Origin of the sequence: Vulcanisaeta souniana JCM 11219 (genome assembly GCF_026000775.1) — an archaeon.
Lineage (GTDB): Archaea > Thermoproteota > Thermoprotei > Thermoproteales > Thermocladiaceae > Vulcanisaeta > Vulcanisaeta souniana.
Window position 1 is genome coordinate 1,696,812 of the sequence record NZ_AP026830.1, and the last position, 16,578, is coordinate 1,713,389.

General features: G+C 45.6%; 18 protein-coding genes. 12 read left to right on the forward strand and 6 right to left on the reverse strand.

The annotated features are described in order from the left end of the window. Nucleotides 1–59 precede the first annotated feature (59 nt). On the reverse strand, nt 60–1,850 hold the full coding sequence (locus Vsou_RS09155) for a hypothetical protein (protein WP_264890701.1): 1,791 nt from the start codon (nt 1,848–1,850) through the stop codon (nt 60–62). A 530-nt stretch (nt 1,851–2,380) separates the two neighbouring features. Beyond that, on the reverse strand, nt 2,381–3,130 hold the full coding sequence (locus tag Vsou_RS09160) for an SDR family NAD(P)-dependent oxidoreductase (protein ID WP_188603712.1): 750 nt from the start codon (nt 3,128–3,130) through the stop codon (nt 2,381–2,383). Between the two features lie 323 nt (nt 3,131–3,453). On the opposite strand from Vsou_RS09160, the gene Vsou_RS09165 reads away from it, so the two are divergent. The 12 genes from Vsou_RS09165 (at nt 3,454) to Vsou_RS09220 (ending at nt 13,818) form a co-directional block, all read left to right on the forward strand. Beyond that, complete coding sequence (locus Vsou_RS09165) at nt 3,454–4,347, forward strand: ATP-binding cassette domain-containing protein (protein ID WP_229709879.1); 894 nt, start codon at nt 3,454–3,456, stop codon at nt 4,345–4,347. 2 nt (nt 4,348–4,349) lie between these two features. After that, nucleotides 4,350–4,742, forward strand: coding sequence for an ABC transporter permease (locus tag Vsou_RS09170; protein WP_264890702.1), 393 nt, complete (start codon nt 4,350–4,352; stop codon nt 4,740–4,742). Beyond that, nucleotides 4,714–5,112 carry an ABC transporter permease gene (locus tag Vsou_RS09175; RefSeq protein WP_264890703.1) on the forward strand — a complete coding sequence of 133 codons (399 nt, stop codon included), beginning with the start codon at nt 4,714–4,716 and terminating at the stop codon, nt 5,110–5,112. The genes Vsou_RS09170 and Vsou_RS09175 overlap by 29 nt, the downstream gene beginning before the upstream one ends. Nucleotides 5,113–5,301: 189 nt before the next feature. Beyond that, complete coding sequence (locus tag Vsou_RS09180) at nt 5,302–5,724, forward strand: DsrE/DsrF/DrsH-like family protein (protein ID WP_229709878.1); 423 nt, start codon at nt 5,302–5,304, stop codon at nt 5,722–5,724. Nucleotides 5,725–5,734: 10 nt separating this feature from the next. Continuing rightward, nucleotides 5,735–6,010 carry a sulfurtransferase TusA family protein gene (locus tag Vsou_RS09185; RefSeq protein ID WP_188603710.1) on the forward strand — a complete coding sequence of 92 codons (276 nt, stop codon included), beginning with the start codon at nt 5,735–5,737 and terminating at the stop codon, nt 6,008–6,010. Between the two features lie 18 nt (nt 6,011–6,028). After that, entirely contained in the window at nt 6,029–6,454 is a 426-nt protein-coding gene (locus Vsou_RS09190; protein ID WP_188603709.1) for a hydrogenase iron-sulfur subunit, read from the forward strand. Continuing rightward, nucleotides 6,444–7,823 (forward strand): CoB--CoM heterodisulfide reductase iron-sulfur subunit A family protein, encoded by a 1,380-nt coding sequence (locus Vsou_RS09195; RefSeq protein ID WP_229709877.1) that lies wholly within the window; start codon nt 6,444–6,446, stop codon nt 7,821–7,823. Before Vsou_RS09190 ends, Vsou_RS09195 begins: the two co-directional genes overlap by 11 nt. Further along, the gene (locus Vsou_RS09200; protein ID WP_188603708.1) at nt 7,810–9,780 is read left to right on the forward strand and encodes a CoB--CoM heterodisulfide reductase iron-sulfur subunit A family protein; all 1,971 of its coding nucleotides are present in this window, start codon (nt 7,810–7,812) and stop codon (nt 9,778–9,780) included. The genes Vsou_RS09195 and Vsou_RS09200 overlap by 14 nt, the downstream gene beginning before the upstream one ends. Further along, entirely contained in the window at nt 9,773–10,066 is a 294-nt protein-coding gene (locus Vsou_RS09205; RefSeq protein ID WP_188603707.1) for a helix-turn-helix domain-containing protein, read from the forward strand. Before Vsou_RS09200 ends, Vsou_RS09205 begins: the two co-directional genes overlap by 8 nt. After that, nucleotides 10,059–11,174 (forward strand): 4Fe-4S dicluster domain-containing protein, encoded by a 1,116-nt coding sequence (locus tag Vsou_RS09210; protein ID WP_054843519.1) that lies wholly within the window; start codon nt 10,059–10,061, stop codon nt 11,172–11,174. The genes Vsou_RS09205 and Vsou_RS09210 overlap by 8 nt, the downstream gene beginning before the upstream one ends. A 153-nt stretch (nt 11,175–11,327) precedes the next feature. After that, complete coding sequence (locus tag Vsou_RS09215; RefSeq protein WP_188603706.1) at nt 11,328–11,921, forward strand: LysE family translocator; 594 nt, start codon at nt 11,328–11,330, stop codon at nt 11,919–11,921. Between the two features lie 37 nt (nt 11,922–11,958). Continuing rightward, nucleotides 11,959–13,818, forward strand: a complete 1,860-nt coding sequence (locus Vsou_RS09220) for a type II secretion system F family protein (RefSeq protein WP_188603705.1) — start codon at nt 11,959–11,961, stop codon at nt 13,816–13,818. Nucleotides 13,819–13,833: 15 nt separating this feature from the next. Here the strand turns inward: Vsou_RS09220 and Vsou_RS09225 are convergent, their stop codons facing one another. The 4 genes from Vsou_RS09225 to Vsou_RS09240 form a co-directional block, all read right to left on the reverse strand. Further along, the gene (locus Vsou_RS09225) at nt 13,834–14,637 is read right to left on the reverse strand and encodes a nucleotide-binding protein (protein ID WP_188603704.1); all 804 of its coding nucleotides are present in this window, start codon (nt 14,635–14,637) and stop codon (nt 13,834–13,836) included. 104 nt (nt 14,638–14,741) lie between these two features. Further along, nucleotides 14,742–14,990: a hypothetical protein gene (locus tag Vsou_RS09230; RefSeq protein ID WP_054843573.1), complete on the reverse strand. Its 249-nt coding sequence runs from the start codon at nt 14,988–14,990 to the stop codon at nt 14,742–14,744. A 53-nt stretch (nt 14,991–15,043) separates the two neighbouring features. Then, nucleotides 15,044–15,691, reverse strand: a complete 648-nt coding sequence (rnhB, locus tag Vsou_RS09235; RefSeq protein WP_188603703.1) for a ribonuclease HII — start codon at nt 15,689–15,691, stop codon at nt 15,044–15,046. Next, nucleotides 15,666–16,571 carry a DUF4129 domain-containing protein gene (locus Vsou_RS09240; protein ID WP_188603702.1) on the reverse strand — a complete coding sequence of 302 codons (906 nt, stop codon included), beginning with the start codon at nt 16,569–16,571 and terminating at the stop codon, nt 15,666–15,668. Before Vsou_RS09240 ends, rnhB begins: the two co-directional genes overlap by 26 nt. Nucleotides 16,572–16,578: the final 7 nt, after the last annotated feature.

Sequence of the window (16,578 nt, forward strand, 5' to 3'; positions counted from 1 at the left end):
GTTAGGTTCATTAAATACCTAGTGGGTACTAAGAAGGACGCCAATAACCCCTGTACTTATTACGCATCTTTGTCAATCCACGTTCGTAGTGCAATACCTAGTCTCCTATATAATTCGATTAAACATTGTTTTGATTTGCCTTCATTGATTCCTGGGTCTAATGCCATTAGGAACTCAAGATCAAAACCTAGCCTGGTAGGGTCTGGGTTATCACCGTATTGCTCTGGTATTCTTTTGAACTCCGTATTTGCATAATTATCGAAGATCCCAGCTATTACGCTAAGTCTATTATTACTTAACTTACTTACGTCAAGTATTGGTAACGCTCTCCACTGACCAATATTTAACCTTGTTAGTGCTCCTTCGGTCTCCTCCCTATTAGCCAATATTATCAATAATCCAAATGTAGTGTTTAACCAGGTCACTAACGCTTTTTCTTTACTCGCATTTTCGTCCTTGAGCTTAACCATGAAGAACCTATTGGCTATTAACGGTTCATCGCCGTAAACAGTAATGACCCTCCAGGTATTCCACCTAACCCTATCGGGGACCAGTAGCCTAGACCTCAGTTTGATTATTCTCTCAGCCCTGGGCCCACTGCCCACGACCCACGCGTTTGGCTTAACGAGCATGGTCATCCTCAACTCCTCCTCACCACTGCAGAGCATGGGTACTGAATTGGGAATGGGGCTCTTCGGCAGTGCATTGCAGTCAACCCGTGTGCCACTACCGCAGGCTAGGTCTGCAACCTTGACTTCCTTAATTCTACGTATGAGTTCCTCGGGATCACCAACCCCATCAATGGCCCTCTTGATCTCATCCTCAAGGCCCAGTAATGCCCTAACTGCTAACGTGGCGAGTAGGTACGCGGCGGGTACCTGCGTGTAGAACGTTGCAAAGCCCTTCCTCGTCGCAATATCCCCAGTGATCCTGTGATAGACCCTACCTGCGAAATCGCGCCTAAGGAACGTCCTGTTTTGAGCAATGCCAACACCCTTATCAATCAAATCCCTAACCCTACCAGTAGCGTTTGACGGCAGTCTATCGAGAATCTCCCTTGCCAATCTAACGGCCTCCCTATAATCAATCTTCAGTAATTCATCAAGAGCCCTCTTGAAGCCCTCAATTGCACCGTATTTTTCCACATACACACTCAATGGCCCTAGCCTTGGGTGAGTGTTCCTAATGTGTTCGTAGAATGTCGCCGTTAGTAGTGATGATAGTGCTGCCTGGGCTAGGACTAGTTCCTCATCCCTCGGGCTTTGCATTCCATATAACCTGTACATAACCTCGTAAATACCCTCATACACCCCACGGTTTTTTAATGAATCAACGAAATTATTAATTACCTGTATGGTGTTTTCCAATTCCTCCTCAACCTCACTCTCCTGGATTAGGTACTCCACTGCGTACTTAATTACGTTGATTAATGTGGGTATATCAACGGCGAACCACTCGGTCAACAATTTCTTCCTCCCCAATTGCTGGATTATGAACTGAAGCAAGGAGCCCATCTTAACGTACTTGGGTACGATGATTTTTACGTTGAATTGCGACCTCTTGATTTGCTCCACGAGTTCCTTACCAGCCACATCACGGTACCTAATTGGGTATTGCAGGGCTATTGCTAAGTCGACAAGCCCCTGGTCAACCCTATTCCTTGCATCGCCCTCGGCATCAGGCGCCTGGTAGGATGCCTCAATGCCGATTATTAAGCCGTTGTGGAAGCACCTGATGTCTGGCCTACGCCTACCACTAACCCTCTCAGGCCTACAGTCAAGGCCCAACTCATTCAGTGCATCAGCAAGCCTAATATTGACCTTCTCCTCATGAACAAAGCCATTATTCACACCTCATCACCCTCCTTACCTTTACCTTACTGTTTTCGAACGCCCACTTTATTTGGTCCCTGTCGTTTATTTCCCGGCACTGTACTCGCTTCCTTTGGTGTTGTTGTCCTCTCATTGTGCCAAGCCTTAGACCTAGCGAGTACGGGCACTGCGCTGGTAAAAACGCTGGCCAAACTAATAAGCGCTTTTCTCAAGCAGTATACATACACCGCATTAAAACTTGACTAATTAGTGCGTTTTGGTGTAGATGTTCCTCGGAGGCGCATTAATCATCATCTGCAATGCATGTCCGTGAGTCATCAATTCCTGGAGCAATTCATTGATGCTGGCGGCAACCTCATCATACTCTATGAAATCAGGTAAAACACTAACAACCCTAAGAAAATACCTAAGAAAACGATCTTTACCGCTAAAGTAGTACTCAAGAGAACTTAATATGAGTAATGAGGCGTCTGGTGGTAAATTGGTGTGGGTTTAAGGTGGTACGAAAATCAGCATTAACCTGGAGGTATTGGCATTTATTGCTGTGTTTATGTTATTGTCCAGCCTCCATCGACCACTATTAGGGCTCCCGTAATATAACTCGCATCATCTGATGCCAGAAAGGCCACTGCGGATGCTATGTCCTCTGGCTCCGCAAGTCTTCCCAGTGGTATTATTTGTTCCATCATCTTTACTTGTTCCTCACTACCCGGCTGCATCGCGCCTGGCGTCCTAACGGAGCCAGGGGCTATTGCATTTACGGTTATTCCATAACGGGCCAATTCCAGTGCTAGGGCCCTTGTGAAACCTACAATGCCCGCCTTGGATGCGCTATAATGCGTTAATCCTGCGAAACCCATGATATTTCCTGCTACCGATGATATGCTCACTACCCTACCGTACTTCTGCTTAACCATGTATGGCACTACGGCCCTCGTCACGTTGAATGTACCGTTTAGATTTATGTTAATTACCTTATACCAGTCGTCAAACGTCATTTCAAGGAATGACTTGAATGGGTATATCCCGGCATTGTTCACTAGAATGTCGATGCGTCCATACGCGTCATAGACCCTCTTGGCCACGTCCTCGGCCATCCTTGGATCAGTAACATCGAGTCTCAATGCCATTCCCTGGCCGCCAAGGTTCCTTATCTCATTGAGGGTTTCATTCTCCTTGCCCGTTATATCCGTGACAACGACAGTAGCACCGTCCTTTGCCAACCTCAGGGCTATGCTCCTACCGATTCCTTGACCGGCCCCCGTGACTATTGCGACCCTATTCTTTAATGTGGGCATAATTATATTTTAATGATCCAAATATATAAGCTTTTCTACAACAAGTTATAATAATTAAATATTATTTCATTTTATTATAGATAGAAGTAATGCTTTATAGATTTTTATCTTTAATAACATGCCATTATTAACTACACATTCAACGCCCTGTCTCATAAATATGCAAATATCAAGAGTAGGTAATTTAAATGACACGTGTTCCTCTACGTAATTGGTTTATATGCAGGTCATTGAGGTACGTGATTTAGTTAAGATCTATAGTAATGGCGTAAAAGCCCTTGATGGTGTCTCATTGAGTGTGGATGGGGGGTGAAGCCTTTGCTATGCTTGGTCCTAATGGCGCTGGTAAGACTACACTCATGAGGATATTGACGACACAGATAAGGCCAACCTCTGGCTCGGCCTATGTGATGGGTTATGACGTGGTTAGGGAGGGTGATAAGGTTAGGAGAGTTATTGGTTATGTTCCTCAGGAGTTCAGTGTTTGGATGGATTTGACTGGTTATGAGAACCTACTCATTTATTCAAAGGTTTATGGAGTAACTGGTAATGAGGCGCGTAGGAGGATTAGGGAGGTTTTAGAGCTCATGGATTTAACAGATGCTGCCAATAGATTGGTTAGTACGTACTCAGGTGGTATGATAAGGAGGTTAGAGATCGCCGCTGCATTGATAATCGAACCTGAGGTTTTATTCCTGGACGAGCCAACGGTTGGTCTGGATCCAGCGGCCAGGAGACTTGTGTGGGAGAAGTTAATTGCGCTTAATAGGGAAGGGGGCATTACCATTTTCTTTAATTCTCATTACATGGATGAGATGGAGATGTACGCCGGTAGGGCTGCGTTACTTAATAGGGGTAGGGTTATCGCGCTGGGTACTATTGATGAGTTGAAGAGTTCTGTCAGTAATGACGTTGTTGAGTTCGCGGTTAATGACGCTAAATTAACCATGAAGGTATTGAAGGAGGTTAGTAATGGTGTTATAGATGTTAATATCATTGATGAGGATATTGTTAGGGTTATGGTGAGGAATGCCGATGAGTCATTGCCTATATTAATAAGTACTATTTTTAATCATGGTATATCGATAAGGAGGGTATCAGTACATAAGCCATCACTTGATGACGTATTCCTGAAATACGTCGGTAAGAGGATTAGTGAGATTGAGGGTAGTATGAGTGAGTTGAGGACTGTTAGGAAAGCTGTTATGAGGGGTTGAGTATGGGCAATTTCATTAATGCTATTCTTGCCTTTGTGGAGCTTGAGGCTCGTAGGCTTAAGTATAATAGGACTGAGCTTTATACGAGGGCTGTTCAGCCAATACTTTGGCTCGTTGTCTTTGGCCCCGTGATGGCTAGGGTTAGGGCATTACCCACCGGTGGTATTCCCTACATCGCATTCATAACGCCTGGCGTGATTATGCAGTCTGTGACCTTCGTATCTATATTCTATGGCCTAACAATTGTTTGGGAAAGGGAGTCTGGGATTTTGAAGAAGCTGCTGGCGATGCCGGTTTCCCGCGTGTCCATTATACTTGGTAGGTCCTCAGCATCAATAAAGGGCATTGTTCCAGTTCGTAATAATAATGCCAATAGCCATAGCATTAGGCGTTAGGATCGAGGCGAACCCAATTTATCTATTGCTTTCATTATTCATAGTGGTAATTACGGCCATTGGATTCTCAGCGTTCTCAATATGGATTGCCTCCTATATGAAGACTAGGGAGAGGTTTATGGGGATTGGGCAGGCAATAACAATGCCCCTGTTCTTCGCGAGTAACGCCATATACCCAATAAACATCATGCCTACGCCAATCAGGGTTATCGTACTCGTAAATCCACTGACCTATTCCGTTGACGCCCTGAGGAAATCAATGATAATAGGCTCCCTCAATGGGCTAACAATTGATTTATTGGCATTAATGATATTTGCGGTATTATTCATCATATTAGCGTCCATTGGATTTGGGAGAATGATTGAATGAGAGTTAACGTTGTGTTTAGAAAAGTATAGATATGAATAATCAATATATTAGTTTTATTTAAGTTCGTAGTATTAAATTAACTTATTGCTTTTTATCATATTACTAAGTACTAAAATATTTTTGTTATTCTACATTTGACGTGAAATACAGTTTATTATTCACTTGAATATAATAAGGACTGGTGATAGTATGGGTGGTAAACAGAAGAGGATGACGGTTTCCGTGTTCTCAGGAAGTGTGGATAGGTTAACCGGATTGGCCATGCTTGTTTCCGGCGCGGTGGCCATGGGTATGGAAGTTGAATTATTCCTACAATTGTGGGGAGCGTACACCTTCAGGAAGGATGTTATTCAGAAGAACATGAACTTCAGTGAGTTTCAGAACCTGGGTCCTGAGGTGGGTAGGAGACTGCAGGAATTGAAGTTGCCGTCATGGTTCGATTTATTGAGGGAAGCTAAGAAGACGGGTAACTTAAAGATCTATGTGTGCTCCACGGCGGCCGCTATATGGAACGCCAGGAAGGAGGATTTCGTTGACTTGGTTGATGACATAATAGGTGCAGGTGAGTGGGTGGATAAGATGTCTGAGGCCGACATAACACTCTTCGTGTAGGTGATGGAACATGAGCGAGACAAAGGGTGAATTAAGTCCGGAGGAGCTTAGGAGGCTCAAGCCAAGTAAGACTGTGGATGCCAGGGGCATGTCATGCCCTGGCCCCCTACTTGCTGCGAAGCAGGCAATAACCGAGGTGCCAATTGGAGGTATACTTGAGGTTCTTTCATCAGATCCCGGAACAAAGAGGGACCTACCTCTTTGGGCTAGGAAGATGGGGCATGTGTACCTAGGCACGATTGAGGAGCCAGGTTACTGGAGAATATTCGTAAAGAGAATGAAGTAATGGGTGGGGTGACATGAGATGGTTCTTAAAAAATCAAATCCGCAAATTCTTATTTTTACAACTAACATAATCTCAGACCCTGGGGTATGCTCGGCAGGTTTGATGCACCTGAGTTATCCTGCCCAGACCACAATCATTAAAGTCCCATGTTCATCTATGATAAGGCCCGAGTGGATTGCACTGGCGCTCGAGAGTGGTTTTGATGGGGTGTTCGTAGCTGCTGATGGTACGGACTGCCCATACCTAACGGATTGCACTAATAGGACCGCAAAGCGTGTTAGGGAGGCCCAGGAATTACTGAGCAATAAGGGTATAGAGCCCGAGAGGGTTAAGATGGCTGCCATATGCTCTGTATGTGGTGAGGCCTTTACTAGGTTGGTGAACGATTTCTATTCCAGATTAATGGAATTAGGGCCCATTAAGGTGAGAACACATGAGGAGTAATATGTCACGGAGGATCCTTGAGAAGGCGGAACCCACCCCAGGTCTGCTTAATTATGATGCTGTGGTGATAGGTGGTGGTATTGCGGGCATGGAGGCTTCGCTTGATCTGGCAGAAATGGGGTTTAAGGTATTGCTTGTTGAGAGGGAGCCCACTATTGGAGGCAAGATGTTCCTGTTGAGTAAGGTGTTCCCAACGCTTGACTGTGCAAGCTGTATTTCAACTCCTAAAATGGCCGCCGTGGCTCACCACCCAAATATAGTTCTATGGACGTACTCAGAGATCACAAGGATCGATATTAAGGGTAAAGGTGATTTTGAGATCACCATATTGAGAAAACCAAGGTTTGTTAATGAAGAGCTATGCACAGGCTGTAGTACATGCGAGGAGGTTTGTCCTGTGGTTTTACCTAAGGAGTATGATTATGGCCTCAGGGGAAGGAAGGCTGCGTATATTCCATTTGATACTGCAGTGCCTAAGAAGGCCGTAATTGACATAGATAATTGCATATTCTGCGGGCAATGCGAAAGGGCGTGCCCCGCTGGCGCCATTGACTTCATGCAGAGGCCCAGGATATATAGGGTTAAGGCTCATGCAATAATAATAACCACTGGGTATAGGTTATTCCCTGCCGAGAGGAAGGAGCAGTATGGTTATGGCAAGATCCCCAACGTTATAACCGCAATGCAGATGGAGAGGTTATTATCACCAACGAGACCATTCAACTCAGTGCTTAGACCATCAGATGGTAAAGAGCCAAATAGCATTGGGTACGTGCTTTGTGTTGGATCTAGGGATAGGACAGTGGGTAACCCAAGGTGCTCCCAGGTTTGTTGCATGTACTCAATAAAGCAGGCCCAGCTAATCCTTGGTGCGTTACCGTTGGCTGATGTAACTATTTACTACATGGATATAAGGGCCTATGGTAAGGGTTTCGAGGAGTTTTACCAGAAGGCCAAGGCAATGGGCGTTAAGTTCGTGCGCGGTAGGGTGGCTAAGATTGAAGGGTTACCCAATGGCAATGTGAGGTTGATTTATGAAGATATTGATGAGGGCAGGGTGAAGTCGGCAGAGCATGACTTAGTGGTTTTATCCGTGGGCCTATTGCCAAGTAATGATGATATTATCTCGACAATCCATGGAGAAAAATTAGCCGTGGACGAACTAGGATTCATAAGGGTGGATCCATCAACACCTACCCAGACGAATATAGAGGGTATATTCGCAGCGGGTTGTGCAACGGGCCCAAAGGACATTCCTGATACCATACTAGAGGCTGCGTCAGCCGCGGCGAGGTGCGCGGCTTACCTAAAATCACTCAGGCAGGAAAAGGCGGTACCAGTTGAGGCGGTCGCTAATGGAGGAAGGTAATAGGGTCAGGGTCGGTGTATACGTGTGCCATTGCGGCGGTAATATTTCTGACGTTGTTAATGTAAAGAGGGTTGTTGAGGAGGCTCGTAAGGAAGGGGATGTAGTGGTTGCTAGGGACTTTATGTTCATGTGCTCTGAGGCCGGTCAGAAGTTGATTGAGGATGATATAAGGAGTGGTAAGGTAAATGCAGTTATTGTCGCTTCATGTTCTCCAAGGCTTCATGAGGCGACGTTTAGGGCCGCGATAACGAGGGCTGGCGGTAACCCGTATATGTATTACCACGTTGATATTAGGGAGGAGTGTTCGTGGGTTCATGAGAACGATAAGGAGGAGGCCACTAATAAGGCGATAAGGCAGGTTAGGGCGGCTATAGCATACCTAAGGCGTGCCGAACCCCTTAACAGGATTAGGGTGGATTGCGAGCGTTCGGTGCTCGTGATTGGTGGTGGTATTGCTGGATTAAGGGCGGCGCTGGACTTGGCTGAGTCAGGGCTCACTGTATACCTTGTTGAGCGTGCCCCATTCCTTGGCGGCAATGCAGCTAAAATAGGTAGGGTTAAGGTATTTCCCTACGAGAAAACAGCCATTGATGTAGTGAGGGGGTTAATAGAGGTGCTTAGGAAGGTGGGTAGTGTGGCTATATACACGAATGCCGAGGTAGAGGGTGTGTCTGGTTATGTGGGTAACTTCGATGTTACTATTAGGGTGAACCCACGTTATTTCAGAGACAGGCCTAATGAACAAGAGATTGAGGAACTTAAAAGGATATGCTCGAGGAAGACCAGGGATGAATTCAGTTTTGGGATCTCCGAGAGAACAGCATTAGTGCTACCGCCATTCAATGGCGCATACCCCGAAATACCTGCAATAGACATGGCGTTATGTGATAAATGCGGTCTGTGCACTAAGGCATGTGATAAGGTTGATTTTTCGCAGGAACCACAGGTTGTTCATTTAAGGGTTGGTGCAATAGTCGTAGCCACCGGATTTAAGCCATACAAACCTGAAAAGGGTGAGTATGGGTATGGATTGCCCGGTGTAATTACACTTCAGGAGCTGGTGGGCTTGATCAACAAGTACGGTGATGTGGTTATTAATGGTAAGAGACCAAGGAGTATAGCCTTCATTTACTGCGTGGGAAGTAGACGAAGGAGAGAGGAAGGCAAAAAAGCGAATGAGTACTGCTCAAGGTACTGTTGCGTAGCCGCACTGGATGTCGCAACAACTATTAAGGAGTTAATGAGAGACGTTAAGATCTACCATGTAGTTAGGGATGTTAGGTCTTATGGAATAAATGAAATCTTGTTTGAAGAAGCAAGTAGGCAGGGACAGGTATTCATAAAGTATGACGTTGACGAGGGAGAGCCCCAGGTTTTGTATGATAATGGCAAACCCATTGTTAAGGTTAAGGATGTTTTAACAGATCATACAGAGTTGGAATTACCCGTTGATTTAGTAGTTCTTGTTACTGGAATGGAGCCATCGGATGGTACGGTACGCATTGCAGAGAAGCTGAAGACATCCAGGGGTATTGATGGTTTTCTCCAGGAGGTTCATCCAAAGCTTAGGCCTGTGGAGACAATGCTAAGTGGAATATTCATTGCCGGTACTGCGCAGGCGCCACGTGGTATCAGTGAGACCCTGGCATCCGCATCGGCGGCCGCGGCGAAGGCCATGTCATTGGTCCTTAAGGGATATACAGAGTTAGAACCCTTTGTTGCTTTTGTTGATCAGGATAAATGCAGGGGATCTGGTTTATGCGTGAGTGAATGCCCCTATGGCGCCATTGAGATTAGGGGCGAGGTAGGTGGTAAGAGGGCGTGGGTTAATGAGGCGCTTTGTAAGGGTTGTGGTGCCTGCGTTGCCGTATGTCCAAGTGGTGCCATGCAACTTAGGGGCCTTAGGAACACGCAAGTTGAGGATATGATAAGGGCAGCGGGTGGTGCCCATGCCTAGGAGGGAACTCACAATGGATAGGTTAAAGAGGGAACTTGGGGTTCAACCGCCTAAGGAGCTTACGGATTACGTTAAGGAATTAACGGCAGTAAGAAACAAGGTCATTAATTGCCTAAGAGGGGGTGGGGAATTAACCGTGAAGGAGATATCAGTTAAAACAGGGCTTCCTGAGAGCGTTGTCTTTTGGCATCTCATGACTATGTTTAAGTATGGATTAATCGAGGCTGCCGAGAAGACTGATGATGGTTATTATAGGTATAGGTTGAGGGGTGAGACCCATGGCTAAGGTGAACCCTAAGTTAATGGATGAGTTAAGGGAATTAGGCGCGTTTGATGTATCGGCTTGCTATAGTTGCGGTGTCTGTACAGCGACATGCCCACTGTCTCAGGAGGGGCATGAGTTCCCAAGGAAGATAATAAGGTATGCAATGCTTGGGCTTGAGGATAAGTTGGTCTCAAGTACCGAACCCTGGCTATGCTACTACTGCGGTGAGTGCACTGAATCATGCCCAAGGGGTGCAGATCCAGCGGGCTTCATGATGGCTGTTAGGAGGTACTTAACCACGCGTTATGATTTCACTGGCTTCTCAAGGAGGTTCTACAGGTCAAAAGTAGTGGAGTTTGTCTCAACGATCCTCCTCTTTACCATTACAGTGCTCGGTGTATACCTCGTACACGGGCCAATCATCCTCACGGGGGTGGATCTAGATTCCTTTCTGCCGCCGCATATTGTTGAACTAGGTGACGTGGCAATACTGGTGGTGCTTTCCGCCTTATTACTGACTAATGTTTATAGGATGTATAAATTCACAGTTGCGGTTAAAGGCATACCCTTCATGACGTATATAAGGGAGTTGGTAAGTACCGTGATACCGCACTTCCTAACACAGGCCAGGATGTTGAGGTGCAATAGGAACACGCTGAACTGGGTGATGCATATATTGATTGTTTATGGTTATGCAACAATATTCATATTTGTAATAGTATTCCTGGACCTATTCCAGACAAATGCCCTTTACCCAATATACAACCCGATAAGGCTTGGCGGATACATAGCATTAGCAGTATTGCTCGTTGGCGCTGGATACGCTATTTATGGACGTATAAAGAAGAACGCAGTAATGAGGCAGTACTCCCACTCCACGGATTGGTTCTTCCTAACCTTGCTATACCTTGTAGTGATTACTGGAGTACTGGTTGACGTGTTTAAGTACCTGGGACTACCAATGGAGACTTACATAGCATATACGGTACACCTTGGTTTCGTAACACCACTACTCGTGTTAGAGGTACCCTTCGCCAAGTGGTCGCACCTGGCATATAGGCCCTTTGCCATATATTTCGCAAGGCTTAATGACATGACTAAGGCAAAAAGCATACAAACCACTGCATAGTTTAAATTAAAATTATTAATTTTTATTTCCAAATTACTAAGCATCAATAGATCAAGTATCCCTCATTGCCTGCCGGGTCCAATCCCCATAATTGTGGGTCGCGTTGTATGTTTTAGCGTAATTTTTAATTTTAGGTAATAGTGAATTAAATCAATGCTTCAGCAGTTTTATGATTTCGCACTTGGGATGGCGTTTGGTTTCCTCCTTGCAGCTCCTCCTGGTCCCATGAATGCCTTGATTGCTGCCGAGGCTACCCGTTCGCCGATTCACGGCACCAGCGTTGGCCTTGGCGCCATGTCTGCTGATGGGATACTCATGGTCATTACCTACTTCTTTTCAAGGGTTTTGGGTTATTATGCGCATTACCTTTACTTCGTTGGCTTTGCGGTGATGATCTACCTTGCAGTGTCAATACTTAGGTCCACCTTTTCACCAAGGAATTCCGGTAGTAATAGGTCTCCATTCCTTAATTACTTCATGGGAGTCTCCATGGGTTTAACGAATCCGTACCAAGTCTTTTGGTGGCTTACGGCGGGGCTATCCTTCATGAGCATCTTTGGTATATTTAGTGTTGTTGGTTTGTTCACGGCCATACTTATTTGGGTCCTTGTGTTTCCGTACGCCGTCTATGTTGGTAAGGTCTATGGTGGTTCCAGGGTTGATTTTGCCGTTAAGCTAATCTCTGCGTTAGGTATTATGGCCTTTGCCATTTATATCCTTGCAAATGCATTGTGGCTTCTCACGTAGAGGTAGATTTATAAGGGTTGAAATTATAGAATAGAATGTGGACCTCGACGAACTTGCACTATCAATAATGGGACCATTAATACTCAGACTAAGGGGTACAAAGACCTATGAAAAAATGCTGAGGAGCCTTAATGCGTCCCTATCCTTCACAAGCCCTGAGAGGTACCTTGCCAGGGTCATGTTCATAACAATGATAATGCTCGTAATAGCCGCACCGCTTGGCGTGATCCTCATAATGATGAACCTAAATAATGCCCTGATCCTTCTAAAAATGAAGCTATTGTTCTCGACGCAATACGGCATTAGGGATCTTGTCTTCATAATAATGGGCATAGTCCTCATATCCGCACCACTCATTGTGTATGAGTTAATGATCGGCATGCCCAGGATAACCGCAAGCGACCTAGCCTTTAAGGTGGATACCGAGCTACCATTCTTCGTGGCTTACGTCTCTGCAATAACCAATTCCGGGCTTTCCGTGTTCAGAGCCGTGGAGAGGATCGCTGAGGCCAAGATCCTCGAAGTCATGGGTAAGGTGGCCAGGTGGACGTACATTAGGTTTAAGGTTTTCGGTGAAGACCCGCTTACGGCATTGTCCAACGTATCCTCTGTAATAGAGAGTAGGCCACTTAAGGAGTTCATCAGTGGCTACGTGACTACAGTGAGGACCGGGGGCGACGTGGTTCACTACATAAACACAAGGCTCCACGACATAGTTAGTAACGCCATAGAGCATATGAACAGGGCTGCCGAGTTCCTGGGAATGCTCATGGAGAGTTACATAGGGTCCGCTGCAATCCTCCTAATTGGCCTCGACGTGCTTTACCTGGCCCAGGCCGTGACACCCTTCGGCAATAGATATGCCGCCTTCATGCAGGCAATAAACTCGAACTTCATGTTTGGTCTATTCATCGTGCCAGCCATATCCGTTGCCTTCATATACCTTGGGGAGGTCTCGGCCTTTAGGTCCCCATACACTGATTACAGGCCGTATAAGTGGGCCGGTGGTTCCATTGCTGTGGCGGCCATACTTGGGATGATTGAGTACATGGTTCTCTTTCACAGGGACTTGAGCAGTAGGATCTATGTACGTGGGCTTCCCATACCACTTGACTACACGATAGTCTTTGGACTAACCCTCGCCATTTCCTTCATACCGACAGCCCTATACTCAATGAGAGTAGTTGGGGAGAGATGGGAGATCGATAAGGAGTATGCGGAGTTCCTTAGGGATGTCACTGAGCTTAGGAAGAGTGGCTTCACCCCGGAGAAAACCTTCGAGACCCTAAGGTATACCAGGAAGTATGGCGCCTTTGATAAGTACCTGGACACGATGGTTAGGCAGATTAGGTATGGCGTGCCGATAAGGGACGTGCTCTCCTCAGTAATGAATAAACTACATAGTTACTACTCAAAGATCTTCACGTTCCTACTCACAGAGACAATAGACCTCGGTGGTGCTTCACCCCAAGTCCTAGACATGCTCGCCAACTTTGCATCGTCTATAATCAGCGTTCAGGAGAATATGAAAGCCAGACTGAGGCCCCTAAGGTACGTACCGTACATAGGAGCCGTCATATTGATAGTGACACTCGTTGTCCTGATATTCTCAGTCGTAGCCATAGTCACTAGGGTAGGCCCTGGTGGTGTTACGGCAGGCTCCACGTCTAATTACCTGGTTAACCTACTGGCAACATCATTCTCCTTCACAATAACCATTGACTCCTTCATAATGGGATTAATAGCGGGGAAACTCGGTGAGGGTGAGTTATCGCTTGGGTTCAGGCATGCAGTGGTATTAACAATAATGGTGGTTATAGTCTACGCAATGTCGCCATTCCTAGCAAACGCCCTATTCGGATCAATGTCAGGACTATCAACAAGCGTCCCGTATTGATATTTCCAAGCCCAACTAGCCAGGCGGTACCGCCTCAATTAGGTAATCCACGTACTTGAAGATGGAGTCCAGCGCAGGTGACTCGTAGAAGGATAACTTCAGGCTCTCTATCTCCAGGGCTTGCCTGGCTATAATGAACAACTCGTCATAGGGTATAACGTGCGGCTCAATACCCACTATATCCCTCATCAGTTTTGTCCAGGGCGAGTTACTGAGGGCGTCCATGGGGTACTTAACATTGAGCATGTTGAGTATTGGCTTTATCAACCTACCCATTATACCCATTTCCCGCATTAAATTAACGACATTACCAACTGCCTTTAAGCTACTGCGGTCTGGTATCGCCACAAGCATCACGTTAGTGCTGACCTCAAGTAATGTGGCCAATACATCGTATGACAGGCCAAGGGCTGGCGTATCTATCAATACGTATAGAGGCGACACGGCGCTTATGGCATTCATTAAACCCCTAAGTAGGTACCTATCAATCTTCACCTGCCCGGGGATCGGGCTTAGTGAAGCCGTGAAAACCAGCTTAAATGAATCGCCATTGATCTGCCAAGTCTTTACATAGAGTGTCGATAATGGGTCAGGCACCCTACCCATGAAATAATCGGCTAAGCTATATGGCACCTGCTCCTCAATGCCGCCCAACAACAGCATCGACGTTGTACCACTATCCAGGCCCAGGTCCACGAGAACCACTGGATACTGTGACTTGTCCCTTAACTCATAGGCTAGGATTACGGACATATTCACGGCTATTGTGGTCTTACCAGTACCACCCTTGGTACCGCTAGTTATTAGTATTGATTTCACGAAATCACCGTTATTCTATACCTAGGTAATTGGTAAATAAGAATTACTAAAAATGCCGCCTAAAGAGTGTAATAAATGTACGTGAATGCCGCCTAATTGGGTTATCATTTCTTTGGTTTCCTAAGCGGCCTGTTTCTTATGTCCTCAGGGCTTGGTTTACTGCTCTGTACCTCAAGTTTGAGTATTAGGTTTTCGATGTCCCTGTTAATCATTAGTATACCCAGGATATTAAGGAGGAAGCCTATTATGAAGAGGGATGATGGTAATAATATGTTGTTAAGTATTGATAGTACGGTGAAAGCGATTACCATAAGCACGAGTCCGATTATGGCAATTATCAAACCAGTCCTCATACTGGGAATAAGAAGATCTTTAAGGTATTTATACTTAGTGAGCCGTATGAGCATTAAATGTAATTATCCAGGCCGCCCAGTATTTTCTTAACCGTGGACCAACTCCTCCTTACGATGGGCGGTAAGTCACCATGTTCCCTAACCCAATTCTTGAGGAACCTTATGGTCCTCGGATCACTGGGATACCCACTGCCGAAGTCGCCATATTCTCTATGTAGTTCATTAATAATGGTGTCCCTAATAACCTTGGCTATTATACTCGCTGCAGAGACTATGGGTATTAACTTATCAGCCTTGTTCATGGACACAATCTCTACGTCACCATTGACTCCCCTCCTGATCAATTCACCGTACCTCTCGGCTCTTGGATCCGGCGAATCCACATAAACCGTGTAAAGCCTTAAGCTACCCATGGCCTTGGTAATGAGCTTAACAGTAACCTCTGCCTCGAGCTTATTAAGCGCATTCCTGTATACGTACTCATCAATAGTCCCTGTCCCAATAACCTCGTAATCCATATAATTCAGGACAGACTTGAGTATATTGAATAGTTGTTCCCTACCTCGTGGGCTTAACTCCTTGGAGTCCCTCACACCGAGCCTTTTTACCTTGTCCATGTCATCGGTAACCACCAGCGCAATAACCATGGGTCCAATAATGGGGCCTCTACCTGCCTCATCGACTCCTCCTACGAACCTCATTAAGTACAGCCCTAACTAATTCCTTAAATTCCTCACAGTTAACATCCCCATTGCCGTAAATAGCCACTTCGTAATAATTAATTAGCCTATTAACGGCATCATTATTAGCACCCAAGCTACCTACCAAGTAATTACCAATGTCTCTATGGGTTAATGAGGGATTCCTGAGACCAAGTCTCCTTACTAACCCTGTAAAGGATGTATTAATGCAGTCTCTGTAATTACGTGAGTCCAGTTCTATGAAGGGTGTTAAAATTAGTATGGTTATTAGTAATAATGTGGTAATTACTGAGGAATCAAGTAAGACGGCCCTTAATGATGAAGCCCTAGTGGGTTCCCCACCTGCGGTGAATCGCGTGGGCGTGGGTGCGGCATTAACCGCCTGGTTAGTGCCGTTATTGGCAATGCCAGTGCCCTTAAGACCACTCGGTAACTGCCTGATTCTTATTTGCCCTACGCCGTATGTTCGACCACCAATAACCACATGCTCGAAACCTCCATATGCCGAATTATTACCGGTTCCGCTAATTGCATTGCTCACACCACCTGAACTCATTGATGCGTTTACTGGTGTTAGTGAGGCTATGTTTATTGTGCCATTTGCGTAGATCACGCCATTAATTAAAAAGTAGTGATCACTAATCAGTCCAATCCCTGAAAAGGCCTCATATTGCTGGTTCAATGGGTTCTCGGGAGTTATCACTATCACCACGCCATTACCTGTTGATGTACCATTGTAAAGAACAACGCTAATCACGGGCCAATTAATAATGTTGTAAAAACCCACGTAAGTGCCACCAATTGCATAAAGCGGTGTAAAAAGTGCAATAATCAAGAGCAGCGCTGTTAATACAGGTATGAATGGTTTATTAATTTGCATTATTCAC

What these genes read in the sequence shown, in the direction of transcription:
- rnhB (WP_188603703.1), bottom strand. Translation starts at nt 15,691, where the DNA reads ATGAGGTTCGTAGGAGGAGTCGATGAGGCAGGTAGAGGCCCCATTATT.
- Vsou_RS09160 (WP_188603712.1), bottom strand. Translation starts at nt 3,130, where the DNA reads ATGCCCACATTAAAGAATAGGGTCGCAATAGTCACGGGGGCCGGTCAA.
- Vsou_RS09180 (WP_229709878.1), top strand. Translation starts at nt 5,302, where the DNA reads ATGGGTGGTAAACAGAAGAGGATGACGGTTTCCGTGTTCTCAGGAAGT.
- Vsou_RS09195 (WP_229709877.1), top strand. Translation starts at nt 6,444, where the DNA reads ATGAGGAGTAATATGTCACGGAGGATCCTTGAGAAGGCGGAACCCACC.
- Vsou_RS09230 (WP_054843573.1), bottom strand. Translation starts at nt 14,990, where the DNA reads ATGAGGACTGGTTTGATAATTGCCATAATCGGACTCGTGCTTATGGTA.
- Vsou_RS09215 (WP_188603706.1), top strand. Translation starts at nt 11,328, where the DNA reads ATGCTTCAGCAGTTTTATGATTTCGCACTTGGGATGGCGTTTGGTTTC.
- Vsou_RS09240 (WP_188603702.1), bottom strand. Translation starts at nt 16,571, where the DNA reads ATGCAAATTAATAAACCATTCATACCTGTATTAACAGCGCTGCTCTTG.
- Vsou_RS09185 (WP_188603710.1), top strand. Translation starts at nt 5,735, where the DNA reads ATGAGCGAGACAAAGGGTGAATTAAGTCCGGAGGAGCTTAGGAGGCTC.
- Vsou_RS09190 (WP_188603709.1), top strand. Translation starts at nt 6,029, where the DNA reads ATGGTTCTTAAAAAATCAAATCCGCAAATTCTTATTTTTACAACTAAC.
- Vsou_RS09200 (WP_188603708.1), top strand. Translation starts at nt 7,810, where the DNA reads ATGGAGGAAGGTAATAGGGTCAGGGTCGGTGTATACGTGTGCCATTGC.
- Vsou_RS09205 (WP_188603707.1), top strand. Translation starts at nt 9,773, where the DNA reads ATGCCTAGGAGGGAACTCACAATGGATAGGTTAAAGAGGGAACTTGGG.
- Vsou_RS09210 (WP_054843519.1), top strand. Translation starts at nt 10,059, where the DNA reads ATGGCTAAGGTGAACCCTAAGTTAATGGATGAGTTAAGGGAATTAGGC.
- Vsou_RS09165 (WP_229709879.1), top strand. Translation starts at nt 3,454, where the DNA reads ATGCTTGGTCCTAATGGCGCTGGTAAGACTACACTCATGAGGATATTG.
- Vsou_RS09170 (WP_264890702.1), top strand. Translation starts at nt 4,350, where the DNA reads ATGGGCAATTTCATTAATGCTATTCTTGCCTTTGTGGAGCTTGAGGCT.
- Vsou_RS09175 (WP_264890703.1), top strand. Translation starts at nt 4,714, where the DNA reads ATGCCAATAGCCATAGCATTAGGCGTTAGGATCGAGGCGAACCCAATT.